Annotated in this window: 20 protein-coding genes; 13 read left to right on the top strand and 7 right to left on the bottom strand. The window is 45.9% G+C overall.

Annotated elements, in window-relative coordinates:
• The first annotated feature begins 112 nt into the window (after positions 1-112).
• The 5 genes from pdhA to bamJ all read left to right on the top strand — a co-directional run bounded on the left by pdhA (position 113) and on the right by bamJ (position 3,778).
• The gene (gene pdhA / locus BMX95_RS20110; RefSeq protein WP_081204127.1) at positions 113-1,108 is read left to right on the top strand and encodes a pyruvate dehydrogenase (acetyl-transferring) E1 component subunit alpha; all 996 of its coding nucleotides are present in this window, start codon (positions 113-115) and stop codon (positions 1,106-1,108) included.
• Positions 1,109-1,163: 55 nt separating this feature from the next.
• Entirely contained in the window at positions 1,164-1,859 is a 696-nt protein-coding gene (locus tag BMX95_RS20105; RefSeq protein WP_081203876.1) for a tetratricopeptide repeat protein, read from the top strand.
• A 78-nt stretch (positions 1,860-1,937) separates the two neighbouring features.
• The gene (ribH, locus tag BMX95_RS20100; protein WP_242673243.1) at positions 1,938-2,462 is read left to right on the top strand and encodes a 6,7-dimethyl-8-ribityllumazine synthase; all 525 of its coding nucleotides are present in this window, start codon (positions 1,938-1,940) and stop codon (positions 2,460-2,462) included.
• A 20-nt stretch (positions 2,463-2,482) separates the two neighbouring features.
• Positions 2,483-3,208 (top strand): (Fe-S)-binding protein, encoded by a 726-nt coding sequence (locus BMX95_RS20095; RefSeq protein WP_081203877.1) that lies wholly within the window; start codon positions 2,483-2,485, stop codon positions 3,206-3,208.
• Positions 3,209-3,343: 135 nt separating this feature from the next.
• Entirely contained in the window at positions 3,344-3,778 is a 435-nt protein-coding gene (gene bamJ / locus BMX95_RS20090; protein ID WP_081203878.1) for a BamJ family beta-barrel-assembly machinery protein, read from the top strand.
• A 77-nt stretch (positions 3,779-3,855) separates the two neighbouring features.
• Here the strand turns inward: bamJ and BMX95_RS20085 are convergent, their stop codons facing one another.
• Together BMX95_RS20085 and BMX95_RS20080 are read right to left on the bottom strand one after the other, a co-directional pair.
• Positions 3,856-4,365, bottom strand: coding sequence for a nuclear transport factor 2 family protein (locus BMX95_RS20085; RefSeq protein ID WP_207631717.1), 510 nt, complete (start codon positions 4,363-4,365; stop codon positions 3,856-3,858).
• Positions 4,366-4,408: 43 nt separating this feature from the next.
• On the bottom strand, positions 4,409-4,606 hold the full coding sequence (locus BMX95_RS20080; RefSeq protein ID WP_090519532.1) for a hypothetical protein: 198 nt from the start codon (positions 4,604-4,606) through the stop codon (positions 4,409-4,411).
• Between the two features lie 163 nt (positions 4,607-4,769).
• Between BMX95_RS20080 and BMX95_RS20075 the strand changes: the two genes are divergently transcribed.
• Complete coding sequence (locus tag BMX95_RS20075) at positions 4,770-6,110, top strand: S8 family serine peptidase (RefSeq protein WP_081203880.1); 1,341 nt, start codon at positions 4,770-4,772, stop codon at positions 6,108-6,110.
• A 77-nt stretch (positions 6,111-6,187) separates the two neighbouring features.
• Positions 6,188-6,424: a hypothetical protein gene (locus BMX95_RS20070; RefSeq protein ID WP_081203881.1), complete on the top strand. Its 237-nt coding sequence runs from the start codon at positions 6,188-6,190 to the stop codon at positions 6,422-6,424.
• A gap of 14 nt (positions 6,425-6,438) precedes the next feature.
• On the opposite strand, the gene BMX95_RS20065 is transcribed toward BMX95_RS20070, so the two are convergent.
• Positions 6,439-7,170 (bottom strand): EcsC family protein, encoded by a 732-nt coding sequence (locus tag BMX95_RS20065; protein ID WP_081203882.1) that lies wholly within the window; start codon positions 7,168-7,170, stop codon positions 6,439-6,441.
• A 653-nt stretch (positions 7,171-7,823) separates the two neighbouring features.
• On the opposite strand from BMX95_RS20065, the gene BMX95_RS20055 reads away from it, so the two are divergent.
• Positions 7,824-8,279, top strand: coding sequence for a rhodanese-like domain-containing protein (locus BMX95_RS20055; protein WP_081204133.1), 456 nt, complete (start codon positions 7,824-7,826; stop codon positions 8,277-8,279).
• Here the strand turns inward: BMX95_RS20055 and BMX95_RS20050 are convergent.
• Positions 8,268-12,425 (bottom strand): FG-GAP-like repeat-containing protein, encoded by a 4,158-nt coding sequence (locus tag BMX95_RS20050; protein ID WP_081203883.1) that lies wholly within the window; start codon positions 12,423-12,425, stop codon positions 8,268-8,270. The genes BMX95_RS20055 and BMX95_RS20050 overlap by 12 nt on opposite strands.
• Positions 12,426-12,643: 218 nt before the next feature.
• Between BMX95_RS20050 and BMX95_RS20045 the strand changes: the two genes are divergently transcribed.
• The 5 genes from BMX95_RS20045 to BMX95_RS20025 all read left to right on the top strand — a co-directional run bounded on the left by BMX95_RS20045 (position 12,644) and on the right by BMX95_RS20025 (position 18,818).
• Complete coding sequence (locus BMX95_RS20045; RefSeq protein WP_081203884.1) at positions 12,644-13,051, top strand: EVE domain-containing protein; 408 nt, start codon at positions 12,644-12,646, stop codon at positions 13,049-13,051.
• Positions 13,052-13,355: 304 nt separating this feature from the next.
• Positions 13,356-15,029 (top strand): vWA domain-containing protein, encoded by a 1,674-nt coding sequence (locus BMX95_RS20040; protein WP_081203885.1) that lies wholly within the window; start codon positions 13,356-13,358, stop codon positions 15,027-15,029.
• Positions 15,030-15,197: 168 nt separating this feature from the next.
• Positions 15,198-15,887, top strand: coding sequence for an SIR2 family NAD-dependent protein deacylase (locus BMX95_RS20035; protein ID WP_081203886.1), 690 nt, complete (start codon positions 15,198-15,200; stop codon positions 15,885-15,887).
• Positions 15,888-15,909: 22 nt separating this feature from the next.
• Positions 15,910-17,526, top strand: a complete 1,617-nt coding sequence (locus BMX95_RS20030) for a DUF1800 domain-containing protein (protein WP_081203887.1) — start codon at positions 15,910-15,912, stop codon at positions 17,524-17,526.
• Positions 17,527-17,537: 11 nt separating this feature from the next.
• Positions 17,538-18,818, top strand: a complete 1,281-nt coding sequence (locus BMX95_RS20025; protein WP_081203888.1) for a DUF1501 domain-containing protein — start codon at positions 17,538-17,540, stop codon at positions 18,816-18,818.
• Here BMX95_RS20025 and BMX95_RS20020 read toward each other — a convergent pair.
• From BMX95_RS20020 to BMX95_RS20010, 3 genes are all read right to left on the bottom strand, one after another.
• Positions 18,808-20,322, bottom strand: coding sequence for a saccharopine dehydrogenase C-terminal domain-containing protein (locus BMX95_RS20020; protein ID WP_081203889.1), 1,515 nt, complete (start codon positions 20,320-20,322; stop codon positions 18,808-18,810). The genes BMX95_RS20025 and BMX95_RS20020 overlap by 11 nt on opposite strands.
• 211 nt (positions 20,323-20,533) lie before the next feature.
• Positions 20,534-20,842, bottom strand: a complete 309-nt coding sequence (locus BMX95_RS20015) for a hypothetical protein (RefSeq protein ID WP_081203890.1) — start codon at positions 20,840-20,842, stop codon at positions 20,534-20,536.
• Between the two features lie 158 nt (positions 20,843-21,000).
• Positions 21,001-22,482, bottom strand: a complete 1,482-nt coding sequence (locus tag BMX95_RS20010; RefSeq protein WP_081203891.1) for a DUF4339 domain-containing protein — start codon at positions 22,480-22,482, stop codon at positions 21,001-21,003.
• Positions 22,483-22,781 lie beyond the last annotated feature (299 nt).

Below are 22,781 nucleotides of genomic sequence, written 5' to 3'. Positions count from 1 at the left end.
AATCCCCATTCCATAATTCCCTTACTTACCCTATCTTTGCCCCCGCCTTAGCCAGCCAGTCCCGATGAAATCGGGAGGACTCGGCGGGGTTAAAACCTCAAATTTTTATAAAGTGGCTTCGAAATTCTCCAAAGAAACGTATTTGTATTGGTACGAGTTAATGCTCCTGATCCGTCAATTTGAACTGGCAGCCGAAGAAAAATATAAAATGGAAGGTAAGATCCGCGGCTTTTTCCACGCCTATGTTGGGCAGGAAGCAATTGCTGCGGGTGTAATGACCGCTACCCGCCAGGAAGATCCATTTGTAACTGCTTACCGCGACCACGGTCTGGCATTGGCAAAAGGGATGAGCCCTGATGGTTGTATGGCTGAATTGTATGGTAAAGCAACAGGTGTGGCCAAAGGAAAAGGTGGAAGTATGCACTTCTTTGGTAAAAAAGAGTATTTCTTTGGCGGTCATGGTATCGTAGGTGCCCAGATAGGCACCGGAGCCGGATTGGCCTTTGCAGAAAAATATAAAGGAACCGATAACGTTTCTGTAACTTTCTTTGGCGATGGCGCAGCCCGCCAGGGTATTTTGCACGAAACATTCAATATGGCCATGACCTGGAAATTACCAGCCATATTCATTTGCGAAAACAACAACTACGCGATGGGTACTTCAGTAGAACGTACCAGTAACGTACACGATATTTTCAAACTGGCCGATGCGTATGAAATGCCTGCTGATTCAGTGGATGGTATGAGCGCTGAAGCCGTTCACGATGCCATGTCACGTGCCGTAAAAAGAGCCCGTGAAGGCGGTGGACCAACATTACTGGAAATTAAAACGTATCGTTATAAAGGTCACTCAATTTCTGACCCTCAGAAATACCGTACTAAAGAAGAGGTGGAAGAATACAAACAACGTGATCCTATTCAATTGGTGTTGAATACCATCACCAAGAATAAATACGCTACAAAAGACGAGATTGCTGCAATCGACAAACGGGTAAATGATAAGGTAGCTGCTGCGGTGAAATTCGCAGAAGAGTCACCTTTCCCAACAGAGGATGAAGTGCTGAAAGACATCGTGCTGACGCCAAATTATCCGTTCATTGTTGATTAACATAACCTGCTTTTCCCTAAGTAAACAACATTGTCAATTAAAACATGAATAATTCATGGCTACTGAAGTAAAACAAGTGCCTGAACAACCAGTAGAAAGATCAACCGAAGAAAGAGTGGTGGATTCGGCCCGCGATTTCTGGGGTAAGAACAATAAAGTGATTACCTACGCATTGGCTGGCCTGGTGGTAATTGTAGGCGGTTATTTTGCATATACCAAATTCTATAAAGCACCTGCTGAAGCAAAAGCGGCAGAAGCCATCTGGAAAGCGGAAGACTATTACAGACTGGATTCTTTCAAGCTGGCCCTGGAAGGTGACGGACAGAATGGCGGCTTTTTGAAAGCTATCAAAAACCACAGTGGTACAAAAGCCGGTAACCTGGCTCAGTTCTATGCTGGTTCCTGCTATATGCAAATGGGCGATTTCAACAATGCCATCAAATACCTGAAAGATTTTTCTACCAGCCAGGTTGAAGTGGAAGTGCGCGCTACCGGTTTACTCGGTGACGCCTATTCTGAACTTGGAAAAAAAGAAGAAGCCATCGGTTATTATAAAAAAGCAGGAAGTCTGTTCGATAAGGACGACATCAATTCACCCGAATACCTGTTCCGCGCAGCTATGCTGAACCAGGAACTGGGCAAGAACAAAGAAGCAATCGAGCTGTTGCACCAGATCAAGGATAAATATCCCAGCAGTCAACGCGCTTTTGAAGTAGATAAGTACTTAGGTAAATTAGGTGATTTGAATTAGGAATTGTTTTTGAAAAAGCAGTTACAGGTTACAGGACACAAGTTACAGGGATAAATCCCTGGCCCTGAAACCTGAAACATGAAACCTGAAACTAAGGACATGGCTGAAGTAAGCAATAGTAAATTATTACAGATAGACGCAGGCATTCACAACACGAATGCCTGTGTTGTTATAGTACGTACTGAATGGAACGCTGCTATTTTAGATGAACTGGAAAAAGGCTGTTTAACTATATTCGAACGCGAAGGCGTAAAGGATGTAAAAGTGGTCACCGTTCCCGGCGCCTTTGAAATTCCATTTGGTATAAAAAGTTATTGGGACGCGAATAAATACAAAGATGACCGTCCGCAAGCTTTCATTGCCCTCGGCTGCGTACTTCGTGGCGACACGCCGCATTTTGATTATGTATGCCAGGGAGTAACCCATGGGGTTACACAATTGAACCTCACCTTACCCGTACCTGTTATCTTTGGTGTGTTAACTGTAGATAACGATCAGCAGGCGCAGGAACGCCTCGGTGGCAAACATGGCCATAAAGGCGAAGAAGCCGCGATCACTGCGCTTAAGATGATCTCACTGACGCAATCGTTTAAAAACCATTAACAGGAAAGGGGAGGTTTGCCATGAAGGTTCAATTATTCATACCCTGCTTCGTTGATCAATTGTATCCAACTACAGCCTTTAATATGGTAAAAGTGCTGGAAAAAGCAGGGTGCACCGTAACGTACAATACCAATCAAACCTGCTGCGGTCAACCCGCCTACAATGCCGGTTTCTGGGACGATTCCCGCGATGTATGTTCCAAGTTCATTAAAGATTTCAGTGGCTCCAGTACCGACTACGTAGTAGCACCCAGTGCTTCCTGCGTGGGTTTTGTACGGAACTATTATACCACACTTTTCGAAAATACAGCCCAAATGCGGGACGTAAATCAACTGCAGGCACGCACTTTTGAATTCACCGATTTTATGGTGAACGTGCTGAAAGTGGAAGAGGTGGGCGCCACTTTATATACAAAGGCCACTTACCACGACTCCTGCGCCGGTTTGCGCGAATGCAAGATCAAGGAGGAGCCGCGTAAGTTGTTGTCGCATGTAAAAGGACTGGAACTGGTGGAAATGAACGACGTGGAAACCTGTTGCGGTTTTGGCGGCACGTTCGCCGTTAAATTCGATCCCATTTCCATTGGGATGGCCGATCAAAAAAGCAACAACGCCAAAGCCACCGGTGCAGAATGTATCATCTCTACCGACCTTTCGTGCCTGATGCACATCGACGGCGTAATGCGTAAAAAAGAAATGGGACTGCAAACCATGCACATCGCCGATGTGCTGGCCAGCGGTTGGTAATAATACAGTTACAGGGTACAGGGTCCAGGTTTCAGGGAATACGTTCAAAAGAGTCCTTGTAACCTGAAATAGGAAACCTGCAACAGCAGTTAAGTGTTTGACAGCTACAATTATTTACTAATTAAACTTAGTATCATGGGAATTGCAGATCGTTTATTTCAACAAAAAAAAGAGAAAGCAGAAGCTAATCTGAAAGCCGGTAACGACTTTCTGGAAGCCAATAAACAAAAACCCGGTGTTGTGGCACTGCCCAGCGGGTTACAATACGAAATAATTACTGAAGGTACCGGTGCCAAACCAGGCGCTACCAGCAATGTTACCTGTCATTACCACGGTACACTCATCGATGGTACCGTGTTCGACAGTTCTGTACGTCGCGGCCAGCCAGCTACCTTTCCTTTAAACCGGGTTATCAAAGGCTGGACAGAAGGTTTGCAACTGATGCCTGCCGGTAGCAAATGGCGTTTCTTTATACCACCACACCTGGGTTACGGTGAGCAACAGGTGAGCGCACAGATCGGACCTAACAGCACACTGGTATTTGAAGTGGAGTTGCTTAGTATTAGCTAGTATAAACGTAATAAGTTATAAAAGAAGCCGCGGTTCGCAGGGACTGTGGCTTTTTGTTTATTATAAACAAAAAGCCACTATTGTTCAATTTCCATCCTTTGCAAAAGACCATCATTGATCACATATACATGGAATACCTTTCCATCAAATAGTATATTTCCTGCTAAATCTTTAACCAGTTGGGCAACTTCAACTTCCAGGGTACCGTTCTCTCTTTCACGAAAACCAACCGGTGTTACATGCGGGTCAAGCTCTTTCCATTGTTTTTCCCAATAATCTCTAACTTCGTCATGCCCATTTGCATAGCCACCTCCCCAGGCCATTGGCCATTTTACTTCCGGGTGCATAACCTCGAGTATTGCATCAATATTTCTGGCGTTAAAAGCAACATAAGCCAGTTTAATTAAAGCCTGGTTTTTAAGCATTTTTTCTTCAGACATGATATTCCGTTTGAGTTTTAAAATGCGATCCTTCCTTCTAAGATAAGCAATTAATGCAGCCCTTTCCCTACGAATAAATTCAATTGTAAAAACCGGAAAAAACACCCAAATACAATTATACATGTAAGTGCTTAAATACATATCCATACCAGTTAGTAGTATGCATAACCGAAAAAAGGTCTTTTTCCTGTTATTCCGCTCTCAGGCTTTTATTGGCCACACTGGCGCCCAGCACCTTGCGGATCCCGATCTCCAGGGCAAATGCGTTCACACAACATAATTTCAAAAACGCTTTAGCTGTAAAAGCCTCTCTATAAAATACCGTGTAATAACGGTATTTATACCACAGCGTCTGCTTTGTTTTGGTCGTATTATCAAATTTCATCATCTTGTATCAGCACTGCTATTCCGTAATTCCTCTACAAACTTTCCCTTTACATTTCGGCCTGATTGGTTTTAAACATTGACAAGAACACCATCATCTGGTTCTTCAGAGGTGTATTGTCAATCATGCATGCACCAAATTCCTTCACACTTAAAATAAACCAATTATGGCTTCTAAAAAAGACCGCAATGAATCACAAAATCTCAGTCTTGTAAACTCTTCAGTAGACGATTTGCTGTTGGCTTCGCTTGAGCGGGGTGGTGATAACCTGCAAACCGGCCGTTACCTGGTTACCTACAAACCAGGAGCCGCCGAAGAAGGCAAACAATCGCTGGCCGATCAGGGCCTTCGGATTGCAGATGCAAGAGACTTTACAGAACAGGCGATAACGCTTGAAAGTGTTGGTGATGCTGATACTATTCATTTTAATGAGATCGGGGTGGCATTGGTTAGCGGTCCGGCAGCACAGGAACGCAGTATGGATATACAAACTGAAGCTGCTACAGACAGTGCTATAGAGTCCATCGATCCTGAGTATTTCGTTTTTGCCAATGATGTTATGACACCGCCATACGGTATGGCAACAGAAGAAACACCCAACCAATATTTGCGGGGCTTTCTGCGGGCAGCAGAGATCATTGCAAAAGACCTGCAAAACCCCAATGGACATTCGCTGTTGGAATTACAGGAAGAAGTGCAGGTACTTGGCGCTACCTGGGGTTTAAATGTATGTAAAGTTCCGCCATGTCCCCGCGGTGGCAGTGGTATTAAGGTAGCAGTGCTGGATACCGGTATGGACCTGCTGCATCCGGATTTCATCGGGCGTTCCATCACTTCCCAGACATTTGTTGGCCAGCCCGTACAGGACCTGAATGGCCATGGCACGCATTGCATTGGAACCGCCTGTGGCCCCAAAGCACCTGTAGGGAATATACCCCGTTATGGTATCGGATTCAAAACGTCTATCTATGCAGGTAAGGTACTTACCAATACAGGAACTGGCACGCAGGCTGGTGTACTGGCAGGTATGAACTGGGCTATTGCGAACCGCTGTGCCGTAATTTCCATGTCGCTGGGAGCACCAATTGGGATTCAGCCTTCCTATACCGCGGCAGGACAGGCAGCACTTAACAATGGTTGCCTCATTATAGCTGCAGCTGGTAATAGTTCTGGCGGACCAACCGGTGCACCAGGCAACTCACCGACTATTATGGCGGTAGCTTCCCTGGATCAGAATTTGATGCCTTCCAGTTTTTCAAGTGCCGGCAAGATTGACATTGCAGGGCCCGGCAGAGACATATTCTCAAGCTGGCCACGCCCTCAAAAATATAATACCATCAGCGGTACCAGTATGGCCACTCCGCATGTGGCAGGTTGTGCGGCGTTGTGGGCCGAAACCTCACCCAATTTGCGTGGTGCATTGCTGTGGCGCAAACTGGTGTCAACAGCCAGGCATTTGTCACTGCCCACCTCAAAAGTTGGTGCAGGGCTGGTTCAGGCTTTATAGTCATTCAATTTTGTAATTTTATAGACAACACCACCGGCAGCATGCTGCCGGTGGTGTTTTAAAAAAATTATCGGGCTATGGCTTCTAATAAAAAATGGATAGTTACCACCTCCAACAAAGACCTGGATGAGATAAAAAAACAGTTGGATGAAAATGGGTTTGCCGTTAACCAGGTGATGACAGAGATCGGCTGCATAAGCGGTACCGCATCTGAAGAAGTGGTAAACAAATTGCGCACTTTACCGGGTGTTACAGATATTTCACCTGATACCGATATCAACATAGGGCCACCGGATTCACCTGTAACCTGGTGAATTGCTTTGTCTCCTCATACCAGCCCCTGCTCTTCAGCCCAACGCATATGATAAGCCATCTTTGCCGTATAGCCAAGTTTGCGTATGAGCCTGTAGTTGACGACTGCCCCAACCGGGGCGCCTATAACGGGTATAAGCTGAGCCATTTTAGCCAGGTCGATATAATCCCTGTATTCCTGTTGAAAGGGACGCCACTCAAACTGGTTAATGTCTTCGGGCAGGCTTTTCGATCGCTCGTCCCAGTTTATCATTTCCAGAAATACATTCCTTCTGTGTTTCGCTGATGAGAATGCAAGTTGAAAAATATACAGAATGTATACCCGTTCTTTGTAGTCGTTCACTGAAAACCCGTAAATAGCGGCGATCTCAAATAACAGTTTGATCTTTATCGCTATTAAAAGCGGGAAATCTGCCAGTCCCAGCCATAAACCGCCGGCGCCGGTAAGGGCACCTTCAGCAGCCGCTGTAGTTCGGTAGATCTTTATCTTTTGTTCAACAACATCATCACTCTCGCCAAGCGTAAGTAGCGTTTTTTTATCGCGGGTGGTCCATTTGGCACCAAATAATACTCCCCGAATCATTTGTTTGATGACTACCGTAACTACCTGATGAACTTTTTCCGGTATAAGGTTATTGATCTTGTCCTGCATCGATTTAGACAGCCTGTTAAAGAAGCCAGGCTTCCGCATCATCTTCCGCTGCCATATCCGCAGCTCCTGCATCATTATCTGTTCGTAGGTGGTCATGGTACTAAATTACACAACGTTTACTGCAACTCTTTTGCCAGGGTGATGGGGCATGCAGGAGGCATTTTCAGCATACTTTCCCCACTGATAATCATAAAATAACAATTTATAATTTATAAATTGAGTATCCCCGTTTATGGCAACAGGAAGGTACGTACATTTAGAAGGCAAGAACCATAACACCACTCCCCAAAACTGCTGTTAATGACAAAAAGAACACTCATTTTAACTGGATTTGTCATTCTTAAATTTGTCCTGCAAAGCATTCTAATAAACCCGGAATACGATTTACAACGTGATGAATATTTACACCTTGACCAGGCAAACCATTTAGCGTGGGGGTATTTATCTGTTCCACCCGTCACCTCCTGGATCTGGTCCTGGGCGCTACGGGTGTTTTATTTTCCTGTTTGCTGCGATTGAACACCCTGTATCAACCCAACTCATTAGATGTGTTATGCTGGACGACCTTATACTTTTGCATCATAAAGTATATAAACTCCCAAAAGTCAAAATTGATATCAGAAAAAGGATAACAGCTGAAATTACAGCAATAAAAAATCGCCCCTAAAGAACGGGCTGTTTGTTAATCCCCCGAAATAAAAATATACTTACATTCGCTAATATCTTCTCCATACCGTAAACGAATGGATATGAAAACAACTATTGCAACGATATCGCTGATAATGCTGCTGGCGTCTGTTAAGTGTATTGCTCAATCAAATGAACCCTGGACAGCCAAACAATTGATAGAACCGGCTGACCTGGCCAAAACGATTAACAATCCCAAAGCTACTCAACCCCATATTTTCTGTATCGGGCCCGGCGCCATGATCAAAAACTCCATTGACATTGGTCCTGGTAAAGACAAGGCCAGCCTTGACAAATTCAAACAGGAACTCAGCCAATTACCCAAGGATGCCAATATTGTCATTTATTGCGGTTGCTGCCCTTTCGATCATTGTCCCAATATTCGTCCGGCATTTACCTTGTTGAATGAAATGAAATTCACCAATCATAAATTGCTGGATATTCCGCACAACATCAAAGTTGACTGGAAAGACCATAATTACCCGGTTCAAAATAGGCGCCCCGCGTTACTGTTTTAGCACCTTGATAACGTAACTCTTCCTGCTTATTGGATTGAATATTTTTGCCAAATAAACACCGGCTGCAATACCACTCAGGTTTACCTGAGTGGTATTGGAAAGCTGGTTATAAGCACCTATTACCCGTCCCTTTAGATCTATCAGCTGTACATTCACAGTTTGAGTAATATTCAAATTGAACGTCAGCTGCAGTTGGCTTTCGACCGGATTGGGGCTTAACCGGATGAACTGGGTATTGTCAATATTCACCACGCCGGTAACCACAAAAAAGAGTTTATCTGACCGGGGACCTGTACAGCCGTTCACAGTGGCTTCTACCGAATAATACCCGCTTTTTGTAGGGGTGTACCCATTATTTGTTGCCCCGGGGATCAGCACGCCTTCCAGGTACCATTGGCTTACACTGTTGATAATGACGCTGGAAATCAGGCTGCTACCAGTCATTGAAATGAATGGTTTCTCTGGGATCGGATTAACAGTTACACTAATTCTATTTGAAGGAGGAGTCAAAAACCCACTAACAACATTGGTGGCTGTATAATCGCCTCCTGCATTGGCGTTATACGTAACGCCGGTAGCCCCATTAATTGCCACGCCATTCTTATACCATTGGTTATTGACTGTGGACGAGGAGGTCAGCAGTACATTACCACCCTGACAAAAAGTGACCGGACCATTGGATGTAATGGCGGGCGGTATTAACCCTTTAACAAAACCAACACTGGCAGCAAAAAAGCCGCTGAATCCTTTCACATCAAAAGTTACTTCCCAGCAATCCGCGCCATTGTTCCATACAATGTTCGCATCATCGGGATTTATTTCTACCCCCAAACCGCTATAACTTCCGGGAATACCAGTTACACTTTCACCATGAAACTGGTAAATACGCAGGTTTGCTTTATTCGTTACATCAGTTGGTTGTTTGGGTAAGTCGGGCCCATGACCGGGAGCTGCATTGTAATTATCAAATTCCTGCTGGGTAAAATACAAGGTAACGGTTGCTTCCAACGTAGCAGCATTGTTTGTAGGTACTACATCGTAATGGCGTTGCACATAAGGGCTGCCATTATAAGTTTGCACACTGGCATCAACTACCGATCTGTTTGTAGTAAGAGCTGTTACCCCATTTAAAACATTAGACAATACTCTTGCTGAACCGACCTGATTGCGAAGCGCCACCATACCATTAAAACTTGTTATTATATCACTTTTACTGTCGCCATCGAAATCAGCAATCGCAATGTCGATAGGAAACTGATTATGCTGGTAACTCACAACGGGGGCGAATGCCAGGTTTCCGGGCGTGCTGCGATTTTTTATATAAACCAGGATCCCATTTGTATTAAGAACCATGTCGGGTTTTCCATCACCATCCAGGTCACCCGACTTCAGTTTGGTGGCCGATGAGGGCAGTTCGATCTTGAATTTCGGGGCTAATGAAATAGCACCCGCTGTACTTGTATTTCTATAAATGGAAACAGCAGCTGGGGCTATCTGGGTCATAACAGCAATGTCTAACTTACCATCGCCGTCATAATCGGCAACAGCCGTGCCCGACGGGATCTGATCTACCGACATATCTATGGGAGCCGCAAAATTGATGGTGCCGGGCGTGCTGATATTGGGATATATTGAAACCGTGTTGGCGTTTCTATTGGTGACCAGGATCTCGGGGCGGCCATCACCGTCTATATCACCGGTACTTAGGTGCATCGGATCGTCACCGGTGGCATAATCTGCTGCTGCCGCCAGGGAAATCAAGCTGCCGATACTTGTATTTTTGAATACGTACAAATGATTTTTAGCAATTGATGTAACGATCACATCAGGTCTTCCATCCAGGTCAAGGTCTGTTACTGCCAGCGTGCTCGACCCGTCTGTGAGCACATTTACTTCAGGGGCAAATGCAATGTCACTTACGGTGCTTATGTTCCTTTTGATTGAAATAGCTGCCGCATCGTTCTGGTTAACGGCATGAGCCGCTATGATGTCCGTCTTTCCGTCACCATTCATATCGGCCGTTTCCAGATAGCTGACACCTATAAGACCTGGTAATCCCTTAACATCGTTAAAGGAGATCGTATTGCCGGTACTGGTGTTCTTTTCAACCGTGATGTTGTTAGGATAGGGATTGGCATGTACAAGATCCGGTTTCCCATCCCCATTAAAATCAGGGCTTAAAAGCTCCCAGGAAACGCCACCTGCATCTACAACACCAGGGGTACTAAATGAGCCCACTGTAAATGCCGGACCAGCAGAAGGATAAGTTACTACAAATGGAATCTGCGTTTGAGCTGTTAACCTTCCTGTAGCCACGGTGATGGGTTGATAGCTGGCACCGACCGGCACCTGTACGGTTAACGACGTAGCAGAAGCTGTCAACACAGTAGCCTTTGTGGCACCAAAATATACAATGTTGGTGGCGGGTGTGGCGCCAAAATAATTTCCGGTGATGGTAACAGTTGTACCAATGGGGCCGGTAACGGGTGTAAAAGATGTTATAACCGGCGCATTGGCAGGAGAGGTTAAATAAGTATAACCGGGCTGATTGACGGTGCCACCGGGTGTAGTGATACTGATTGTGCCGGAAGTATTGAAGCCAACGGTGGCAGTGATCACATTGTCTGATACCACTGAATAGGACAGGGGAGGGGTTCCACCAAACAACACCGCGGTGGCGCCGGTAAAATATCGTCCGGTAATGGTGACCTCTTCCCCGGCATAAACGCCCGCCGGTGTAAAAGAAGTGATCTGAGGCGCATCCCAAAATTTAAAACCCGTGGCTATCCCGGTTCCCGTTGCACCGGTAACGCTCACCTCGCCCGAGGCGCCAGTCCCAACCACAGCCTGAATGGTGGTGGGTGATACTACATTAAATGACTGCGCAGCCACATTCCCGAATGAAACGGCCGTTGCCCCGGTGAAGTTCAGGCCCGTTATGGTAATATTTCCGCCTGCTGGTGACTCTGTGGGCGTAAAGGAAAGGATCGTTGGTTCATCGAACCGGTTCCGGTAAATAGTAGCTGAATTATCACCCTGGTCTACGGAGGCCAGATCGGGTTTTTGATCGTTATTAAAATCTGCAATAGTGATACGCCCGGCACTCGTTTTCGTTGACACATTCACTTCGGCATCGAAATTAATGGAACCTGAAACGCCGCTATTTCTGTAAATCCCTATAGAGCTGCCATCCGAAAAAACAAGGTCAACTTTACCGTCATGATCTATATCTCCTATACATAAATTATTGCCATAACTGGTCGCCGGAAAAGTTGTTCCGGCTGCAAAGGCAATAGTGCCCGGGCTGCCGGTATTCCTGTAAACAGCAATACTGCCGGCCATTAGGTCAGGTTTTGAATCGCCATCAAGATCTGCCAGTTTTATTCCGCCTGATGCGATGCTGCTTCCAACCCCTGTTAAAGAAAAAGAGGGCGAACCGGCAACACCGTTGTTCTTATAAATTGAAACGCTTCCGGCGCCTATAACAAGATCATTCCAGTGATCACCGTCCAGGTCGCCGATGCTAAGACTGGCAGGAAAGCCCCCGGCGGGATAATCAATTTTTGCTGCAAATGATATGGTGCCGGGCGAACCCGTGTTTTTAAATATGGAAATGGAATTGGCTGCCCAATTGGCTGTTACGAGGTCCGGCTTACCATCGTTATTCAAATCGCCAATAACAACCAGATTAGAGAGAAAGGTGGAAAGATCTGTTTTGCTAAAGTTAATATTACCCGGTGTACTCAGATTCCTGAAGATCGAAACGGTGAGGGAGGTATAATTGGTAACTGCAATATCCGTTTTACCATCTCCATCGAAATCACCCGTTGCCATGGAAGTTGGGTCAGAAGCGAAAAAGTCAACTTTTGGCGCAAAGGTAATTGCAGGGCCGCTGCTTATATTTCTATAAACCGAAACGGTGTAGGGGTAACCGGCGCTTAAAACGATCATATCGACTTTACCATCCCCATCCACGTCGGTGGAAGCAACGTCATTGGGCAGCACACCGGCCGAAGGCATGTAACTGGCGTCAAACGACCAGGGGGTGATGGCAGACTGCGCCTGAAGCTGTTGTATAAATATCAAATGGAAAAGAACTATAGAAAGGCATTTGTACACTTTTCTAAATGAAGTTATGGGGGCCATGTGTGGGCGTTAGATTGAATGATTGTAAGGCGACCCAACAAATTTATAAGATTATTATTAAAAAAGAAAGCCCCCGATAAAGAGCAGCTTTATAGTTGAAAGTTCAGAGCCCGGAGTTATTGGGTTATTTTGTTATTGCGTTCTGGATTCTTACGGCCTGAGGCTGTATTCAGCTTTCAGCTGTTTTCCTTACTTTCGCCCTTCATATAACAACAACTATGGCTTACTGGCTCGTAAAATCAGAACCATCCGTATATCCCTGGGAACAATTTGAAAAAGACAAACAGACCTTTTGGGACGGCGTACGCAATTACGCAGCACGCAACAACCTGCGCACCATGAAAAAGGGCGAGGAAGTATTATATTATCACAGCAATGAAGGCCTGGAGATCGTGGGCATTGCCAAAGTGGTAAAAGAAGCCTACCAGGATCCATCCACCGATGATGACAAGTGGGTAGCGGTTGACCTGAAACCTTTTAAAAAACTGAAACACCCCGTTTCATTAAGCGTTATTAAAAAAGATAAACGTCTTGCCAATATGGCCCTGGTACGCATCAGCCAGCTTTCGGTTCAGCCCGTTACTGACGATGAGTGGGCAGCAATTATGGAATTAGCGGGTCTTTAGTTTTAAGTTTAAAGAATGTTACCGGTTGCCAGTTACCGGGTCCCGGAAACTGGCAACCAATTATACGGCCCTTATTCCTCCAAACGTGTTAACCTGTTAACCCGTCAACTGATCAACTCTATTTCTGCCTTCTGCCCTCTGCCTTTTAGCCTTCCTCTATTTAACTTTTCCTTCAGGTTACCTTTCACTCCCGTCCGTATTAACCACAAATACCGGTATTTAAATTATTGTTTTCCTGTAAACTGTTTATGTAATTATCAATTACCTGCATCTTATAATCACACACACCTAAAAACGAACAGCCATGAAGTTTTTATTTCAAATACTGGCAGCATTGCTGCTGTGGATCTTTATTGCCTGTAATAACCGGGGCGCCACCTCCGAATCAAAAGCTGATTCCTCAACAAGAAATGTAACGGTGCAAGACATGGCATTGCAGGAAGTAGCGCCAGCGCCTGCTACTGCACCCTATGTAACTGCGGAAAGCAAATTCACGCCGCCCCGTATTATAAAAGACGAAGAAGTGAAAGAGGAAGAAAGGCCAACGGACCCCAATACCGAAGATTACGATCATATTGTGGAAAACAGGTTCCTTACAGCCACGCAAAACCCATTGTCGACATTCTCGATAGATGTAGATGAGGCCGCTTACAGTAACATCCGCCGTTATATTAATAATGGCAGCATTCCACCGGCCGGCGCTGTGCGTATAGAGGAAATGATCAATTACTTCGATTACACCTATCCACAACCGCAAAATGACGACCCTTTTACGGTTAATACAGAATTGAGTGAATGTCCATGGAGCCCGCAACACCGCCTGGTGCACATCGGTTTGCAGGGAAAGGAGATCCCGGTGAAAAACCTGCCCAATGCCAATATTGTGTTTTTGATAGACGTCTCCGGTTCTATGGAAGATGAGAATAAACTGCCCCTGGTAAAATCATCTATGAAATTACTGGCCGATCAATTGCGGCCCGATGATAAGGTGGCCATTGTAGTATATGCCGGTAATGCCGGACTGGTATTACCGGCTACCAGCGGTTCCAACAAAACTGCTATTAAAGAAGCTATTGACCAACTTGAAGCCGGTGGTTCTACCGCTGGTGGGGAGGGTATTCAACTGGCCTACAAAGTTGCCCGGGATAATTTTATCAAAGGCGGCAATAACCGCATCATTCTGGCCACCGATGGCGATTTTAATGTAGGCGCCAGCAGTGATGATGAACTGGTATCTATGATCGAAAAAGAAAGACAAAGCGGTATTTTCCTGAGTGTATTGGGATATGGTATGGGCAACTACAAAGATAACAAAATGCAACAGCTGGCCGATAAAGGGAACGGTAATCACTCCTATATCGATAACATCAACGAAGCCCGCAAAGTACTGGTAACGGAGTTTGGCAGCACCCTGTTCACTATTGCCAAGGATGTAAAAGTCCAGATAGAATTTAACCCGGCTAAAGTACAGGCCTACCGTCTTATTGGGTATGAAAACCGGGTAATGGCTGCAGAGGATTTTAACGATGATAAAAAAGATGCTGGCGAACTGGGTTCCGGCCATACCGTAACAGCACTATACGAAGTAATTCCTACCGGGGTAAAAAGTGAATTCACCGGCAAGGTAGATGACCTGAAATATCAGCCCGCAAAAACGAATACAGCCACTGGTAGTGGCGATGAAATCATGACCATCAAGCTGCGTTACAAAAAGCCCGATGGCGATGTAAGCAGGCTGATCGTTCACCCCGTTACGGATTCACACCAGGCCCTGGCCAATACTTCAGAAAATTTCCGGTTCTCGGCAGCCGTAGCTTCCTTCGGTATGTTGTTACGAAATTCTGAATTCAAACAACAGGCCACGTACCAACAGGTAATTGAATTAGCCAAAAGCGCAAAGGGAACCGATGCAAACGGCTACCGCCAGGAGTTCATCAATTTAGTACAATCGGCCGGGTCGTTGACAGCTAAGAAATAAAGGCAATGGACAGTAGGCAATGGGCCGCGACGCGGATTGCGCGCAGAGGTGTATTGCTGGCGGAGAAGGAGTGCCTTTCCCATTGCCCATTGCCTATTGCCTACTGCCTTCTGCCCACTGCCTACTGCCCACTGCCTACTGCCCCGCCTTTTTCCTTATATTTGACCTATGAGTAAAAAGAAGATCGTAGTATTGACCGGCGCAGGTATAAGCGCCGAGAGCGGATTAAAAACCTTTCGCGACAGCGACGGATTATGGGAAGGATATAAAGTGACGGATGTGGCTACCCCACGCGCCTGGAAAAAAGACCCGGCCATGGTGCTGGACTTTTACAACCAGCGTAGAAAAAATGTACTCGAAGCGCAACCCAATGCCGCGCATATTGGTCTTGCTAAATTGCAGGACGATTTTGATGTGACCATTATTACCCAGAATATCGATGACCTGCACGAACGTGCCGGCTCAAAAAAAATACTGCACCTGCATGGCGAGATCTTCAAAATGCGCAGTGAATTTGATGAATCACTGGTGTACGACATTCGCGACGACATCAAACTGGGCGACAAAGCCGAAGACGGTGCCCAGCTGCGCCCGAACATCGTCTGGTTTGAAGAACCGGTGCCAATGATCCAGTTAGCCGTTCCCGTAGTGCTCAGCGCCGATATTTTTGTGGTAGTAGGTACTTCCCTGGTAGTATACCCGGCTGCAGGCCTGGTTGATTATGCACCCATGGACATACCCAAATACGTGATCGATAAGGTGATCCCCAGAACAGATAACGTTTACAATGTCACAAACATTGAAAAACCGGCTACCCAGGGTATTCAGGACCTGATCGAGCTGTTAAAAAGTCAATAGCCGCCTGCAAAAAAAGCACGCAATGACAGTACCATCCGTAACAACCACCTTGAAAAAGTACAAAGGCAAATGGGGGCACCCTGAAGTAAAACATTTATTGAAGCGAACCCTGTTTGGTGCAAAAAAAGAAGACATTGATTATTTTGCGTCAAAATCACTCAGGCATACCATTCAGCAATTGTTGAATCAGGAGGAACCTGTTCCCGCGCCCCCTGTCAATAACTACAATGACGACAAATATACCGACGAAGACGTTCAACCAGGCCTTACCTGGACAACCGCAGCCCAATACAGCGGAATGAACGGTTTCCGCAGAAGAAATTCTTTTAAAGCCTGGTGGCTGGGTTGCATGCTGAACCAGCAACGCACTCTGCGTGAAAAAATGGTGCTGTTCTGGCACAACCATTTTGCTACCGAAGCCATGGTGATCGAAAACCCCACCATGGTCTACAAACACAATGTATTATTACGCCAATATGCATTGGGAAATTTTAAAACTATGGTGCGCGCGGTAACTATAGATGCAGCGATGCTTAAATACCTGAACGGAAATGCCAATACTAAAAAAGCGCCCGATGAAAACTATGGCCGGGAGTTACAGGAATTGTTCACGGTAGGCAAGGGGCCGGGGTCGCATTATACCGAATCCGATGTAAAAGCCGCCGCATGCATCCTAACCGGTTTCCGCATCGATAACAAATCATTGCCCGGGATACATGGCACCTTCGATGCGGGCCGCCATGACGAAAGCGACAAACAATTCTCCGAATTCTACAATAACCAGGTTATAAAAGGTCGTAAGGGAAAAGAAGGGGAAATGGAGCTCGATGAATTGCTCGACCTTATTTTTCAACAACCCGAAGTAGCCCGTTTTGTCTGCCGCAAATTGTACCGGTACTTTGTATACCACCAGATAGATGAGGGCACGGAAAAAACGATCATTGAACCACTAGCGAACATCTTTCGACAAAGCAATTATGAAATAAAACCCGTGCTGGAAATATTATTTACCAGCCGGCATTTTTACGACGTGGGCAACCGCGGCAGCATCATTAAAAGCCCGATTGATTTTACGGTTGGCCTGTGCCGTGAATACAGCGTTCCATTCCCGGCTGAAGACAGCTATGTAGAGCAGTATAGTTTCTGGCTCAATATTCAACAGACAGCTTCGCAAATGCAACAGAATATTGGCGACCCGCCCAATGTGGCCGGCTGGCCTGCTTATTACCAGGAACCCATGTACGATAAATCATGGATCAGTTCGGATACGCTGCCCAAACGCACCGCTTTTACCGACCGCATGATGACCAATGGCTTTGCACGTAATGGAAAGAAAATACTCATCGACCCGCTGCTGTATACGAAACAACTATCGGCGCCCGGCGACCCTAATAAACTGATCGATGAACTGGCCGCCTTGTTGTACGCCGTTGAATTACCGGCCGAAGAAAAACAGTATATGAAAACCGGTATTCTATTACAGGGGTTGCCAGGCATGGCCAGCGACCATTACTGGACGGATGCCTGGCAGAAACTACACGATAAACCCGATGATGCAGCCAATACAAAGAATGTGACCAGCAAGTTGAAAAACCTGTTGAAATATATGATGAGCCTGCCACAGTACCAGTTAATGTAAAACCACCAGCTATGAAACGCAGAAAATTTTTACGGGACACTATTACCGGCGTTGTATTGCCTTCCTTTTTGCAGGGCGTATCACTGAAAGCCCTCGCAGGTACGCCGGGCATACATGCGCGGCACGCCAGTCTCGATAACGATCGCGTGTTGGTGCTGATTCAACTGGCCGGTGGCAATGATGGCATCAATACCGTCATCCCTTTCGATCAATACAGCAATTATACGGCCGCAAGACCCAATATCTTTCTTCCGCAGGAAAAAGTATTACGACTGAATGGCTTCGATGCCACGGCTTTTAATCCCGCACTCGCCAATATGCAACAATTGTTCAATGAAGGAAAGCTTGGCGTGATACAGGCGGTAAGTTATCCCAAACCCAACTTCTCACATTTCAGGGCAACCGATATCTGGATGACCGGTTCCGACAGTGATAAAGTGGTTTCGTCGGGCTGGGCCGGGCGATTCCTGAATGATGTATACCCACAATTCCCCGATAATTACCCTAATGAAGCGATGCCCGATCCGCTGGCTATACAGGTAGGGGCGGTGGTATCAACGGCCTTACAGGGTCCCCTGTTCACCATGGGCATGGCCATCAGCAACCCGGCCGGTTTTTATAAACTGGTAGAAGGAAAAGTAAATGTAAATGCCAACTCCCGCTGGGGCGAACAGCTGGATTACATCGAAATGATGAGCCAGAAAACCGATCAGTATGCAACGGTGATCAAAAAAGCGGCGCAAAAGGTAACTACCCAATCGCCCAACTGGCCTGCAGCAGGTAAAAATCCGCTGGCCGATCAGTTAAAGATCGTGTCGCGCCTTATTGCCGGCGGGTTAAAAACAAAAGTGTATATGGTAAGTACAGGCAGCTTCGATACCCATGCCAAACAAACGGAAACAGATACCACTACCGGCACCCACGCCAAACTGTTGCAACGCTTATCGGAAGCCATTGGCGCTTTTATGAATGACCTGCAATTCTTACAAATTGAAAACCGGGTGATGGGTATGACCATCTCGGAATTTGGCCGAAGAATAAAAAGCAATGCCAGCGATGGTACTGACCACGGAGCCGCAGCACCCGTTTTTTATTTCGGCAACGCCATAAAACCGGGTATTATCGGTTCAAACCCGGTGATCCCCGAAAAAGTAACGGCAAATGACAATGTGCCCATGCAGTATGACTTCAGATCATTATATACGTCGGTGTTACAAAACTGGTTCAATATGCCGGTGCAGGAGGTGCAACAGATCCTGATGGGAAATTTTTCGCCGGTGCCTATTGTATAATACAGTCATTCTCTTCAAACCTGATCCCGTTCTTTTCCAGTTCCTGCAAAACGGGTATGTATACGGACGACATAACAGGTATGCGCAAACCGGTTTCCGGGATTCGGCCCAGCAATATTTGTTTGGCCGCAATACCCAATGGCAACCCGGTTGTTTTAGCCATGGCTGTGTTCAGGTGGTTCTCGCCTTTTACTACCAGGCTGCTGCTGGCCAGGTGTTGTGTTCCTTCCAGTTCGTAACCTATCTCATGGTGCAATACAACCAGGTCTTTATCGGCTGGTTGCAACAACAATTTTTTTTCCATGGCAAATTGCAATACGTCGGCAGCACTGCAGTTGCCTTTATTTATTATGGTCTGGTCATCATCCATCCCTAAAAAGAAAAGCTGTTTCATCGACAGGTTGGCTTCGTGCATTTGTCCGGCCACCGTAGCCGCCGCCTGGCTTTTTATGGAATCCAGGTTCACATCCATCAGTTGTCCGTTGTTATCGACCATCATAAAATCCTGCAGGGCTTTTCGTTCTTCTTCATTGGCTTCCTGTTCGGCCTCCAGCAGCTGTTGTAGTTTCTCAAGCAACTGTTTTGTTTGCGCAAAACGCGCTGTTAGTTGCTTTTCGATCCACTCCCCAAAACCATGATGGGCGAAATGCTCCTGAAAAAATTGTTGCAGCGTTAATCCGTCTGTTTGATACCGTTTGGTGCCATCGGTCAGTTTCAGCTCCACTATATTTTTCCAGCCAAAACAAAATTCGGGATAACGCAGTGTGGAACGTATAAAAGTACTGGCATTGGGCAACCCGTACAACGGCATATAATGCAGCGAATCGCAGTTAGGGTACCAGGCCAGGTAACCCAGGTGGGGAATATGAATAACCCGTTTGGGGTCGAACAACTGCTCGTAAGACAGTTGGTGTACAGCCCCATTTTCTTTAAACACCGCGCCATCTATACCGGCCAGCACCGGGTTGTGATGGATCCCGGTCAATTTATAATGCCATGGATTGTCGTCGTTTTCCGGTGATATCAATCCACCACAGTGCGATTTAAAGGAAGTAATGGTGCCGCCATTGGCTTTTATGCGGTGAATGTGTTGCATGGCAATCATGTGATCGATGCCTGGATTCAATCCCATTTCGCAGAGGAACAACAGTTTTTGTTGTTTAATGGCGGGTTGCATACCGGTCAGGGTATCATCTATATTGGCAGGAGTTAGAAAATGTTTGTTGAACCGTAGGCAATCAGTAGCAATGAACGTGTGCCAGGGGGCCGGCAACAGTGAGATCACTATGTCAGCAGCAGCGATCAGTTGCTGACGGCCGGGTTCATTATCCGGGTGTATGATCACAGTTTTAAGATGCGAAGGCGGGTTGGTAATAAGCGGTGTGATTACAGGATAAGTTTCAGCAACAGTGATGAACCAGCTGTTGTATGCAGCTTCCTTCATCAGGTATTCGATCAATGATACTGCCGAATGCCCGGCACCGATCACCAGAATTGAATTCATTCAAATGAAATAAGGATGCAATTTACTTAGAATATGGCTATAAGTTGTATACTGAGTTACAGGTTGCAGGGGAAACATGGGGATTGGCTTTAAACATGGAATAGGTAACGGTAAACTGTTTACTCCCCTTTAGGGGGCTGTGGGGGGCATAAAAAAAGCCGGTGACGAACACCAGCTCTTTTGGTTTTGAACCGTCCCTTATTTAATATTGTTAATTTAGAATGATCGTGCCCATATCAAGTGTACGTCCTTCTGAAACTTCTACTGTTTGTCCTCCCTCAGTATTAGGATGATTTTTTGTCACTATCACCCGCCACTCGCCCGGTTTTACTTTAAACCGGAACTCTCCGTTACTCACCATTGTTTTTAAAGAATCTGTTCCATTAACTGCATACACCCAAATTGAATCCCGCTCTGATGTTACTTTACCTGTTATATTTGATTGATTCATGGCGCGAGAGGCGTGAAGCCCAATAACCACACTCACAACACCTATAAACGTGGCAACAGTTTTATCCATAAAGCAAAAAAGTTTTTTAACTCTTTAGGTGAATCAATTACTGACTAAATTAAGAGCACCTAACTTTTAAAAAAACTGTGCCAGCATCAAGTAAGGTCTAAAAACTATGCCAGACGCAATAAATGTGGAAAACGAAAACAAGAACTGTAGAAACTTCCTCAGAAGCCAGATTGTGCTAATCCCAATGCTTTTGAGTTTATGCTGATCACCCCATATTCAATGGTGATGCCACGTCTTGTGCTGGGTGCTTCCACCGTTCTTCTTTTACCAGGCGGTATACTATTAAAGAGAAGAGTTTGCGTTTTTACCAGTTTCTTTTCCGGCCCAAAATACCTTACTTCTACAGCAACCTGGTCAAGGGCATACAAACTGGTGTTCTGCACTGTTATATCCAGGTCGGAGACACCACCCAGTAAACCTACCTTGAAGGCGCTTGCTTCTACATGCACCTGTTCATATATGTTCTTACGTGCTTTTTCAATCACTTCTTTATCAATGCCTTTTTCCTTTGGCTCCATATTGGTTGGCGATGTCTCAACAGTTTGGGTAGTGGGTGAAATTGGAACTGTGATAGATTTTGTTGGAGGGGGAGGCGGGGTTACCACGCTGTTATCCTTTTTAATTACTGCATGGCGGCCGCCTGGCCGGTTGGCCGGGTTTTCATTGGAGCCTGAAGTCGATGCAGGCTCGGGGTCACTATTTACATGGTCATTATTATAAACATGTTCGCGTTCCGCTGTATGCCGGGACTCTTTGCTTTTTTGGGCCACGTCGCCGGTACGGGGCGTGGAAGTGGTTTTCTCATTCTGTTTATCCCTGATCTCTTTTACCAGGCTTTCGAGCGCCCTGGTATCAGGTTGTTTATGACCGGAATTAATAACCAGACCAATTACTACCCCGCCCAGTATCAGCACGACTGCTACCAGCACCCGGGTTAGGTTTTTATTGTTCTGCAGGTATTGGCTTGAACCGGCCAGTAATGTCTTCAGGTCGAACTGATCTTTTTTAGGACCTGCCCAGGTTTCCTTTTTGGGTTGGGATGCCGCCTTTTCAATTGGTTTTTCGACTGCTTTTACGGCCGACCCGCCTGAATTGTTTTTTGACCAGGCTGCTTTCCGGGATTCGTAATCGTTCATGAACCCGCTGTTGATCTGGTCGTCTTCCTGTTTCCGGCTCTTATGACCTTTCAGTAATGCACTGTTCAGTTCATCGTCTTCCTCGGAAATGAGGTAGGTAGTAGCGGCTGCTTTCTTTTGGGTATTATTGGCCGTATTGGCGTTCTTATCGTTTTGGGAAGAAACCGCTTTGGCTGTTTCTTCTTTTTTGGCAACCGGGGTGCTGGCTGTCTGGGCCTTGCCCTTTGGCATGGTTACGTAAATGTGTTTGGAAGTTTGCTCAACCTGTTTGCTTACCGGCTGGGCTTCCGGTACGGTTTCGGCAACCGCCTGCAGGGAAGTTTCCGTTCCTTCCATTACTGGTGCAAAGGCTTTGAGTTCTTCCAGTTCACCGGGGTAACGCCAGGCCGCACTTTTCCCTTCTAACCATACCAGGTCATAAGGTTTCAAACCTTTGGCCGCCAGCTCCTGGGCGGAATAAGGGCCAGTTTGTTTATTATCGCGTAATAGTAAATATTGGTTCATAACTATAAAAACTCAATAAAATATAATGCAAACAGGCAGCTGTAGTCAGCTACTTCATAAATGAAAGTACAATCATCAGTGGGTCGGGGCTCAGATGGTTAAAGGCTGTTTTTATTAGGATACCGGGGGGTGAATTAAGCTTATATGCAAGTTAAAACTTGGCAGTAATTGTACCAAATACTCAAATGGAAAACTTATAAAAAGAGACGTTAAAAGTGCAGGTAGTTTCCCACTATAACCTACGCATATTGAAAACTGATATACCTGTTAATGAAATTCTAATACCTGGGGCAGAAGGC

Source organism: Niastella yeongjuensis (assembly GCF_900110245.1).
GTDB lineage: Bacteria > Bacteroidota > Bacteroidia > Chitinophagales > Chitinophagaceae > Niastella > Niastella yeongjuensis.
Note: the sequence above shows the minus strand (reverse complement) of the source record. Positions and strands in the feature narration are given on the sequence as shown.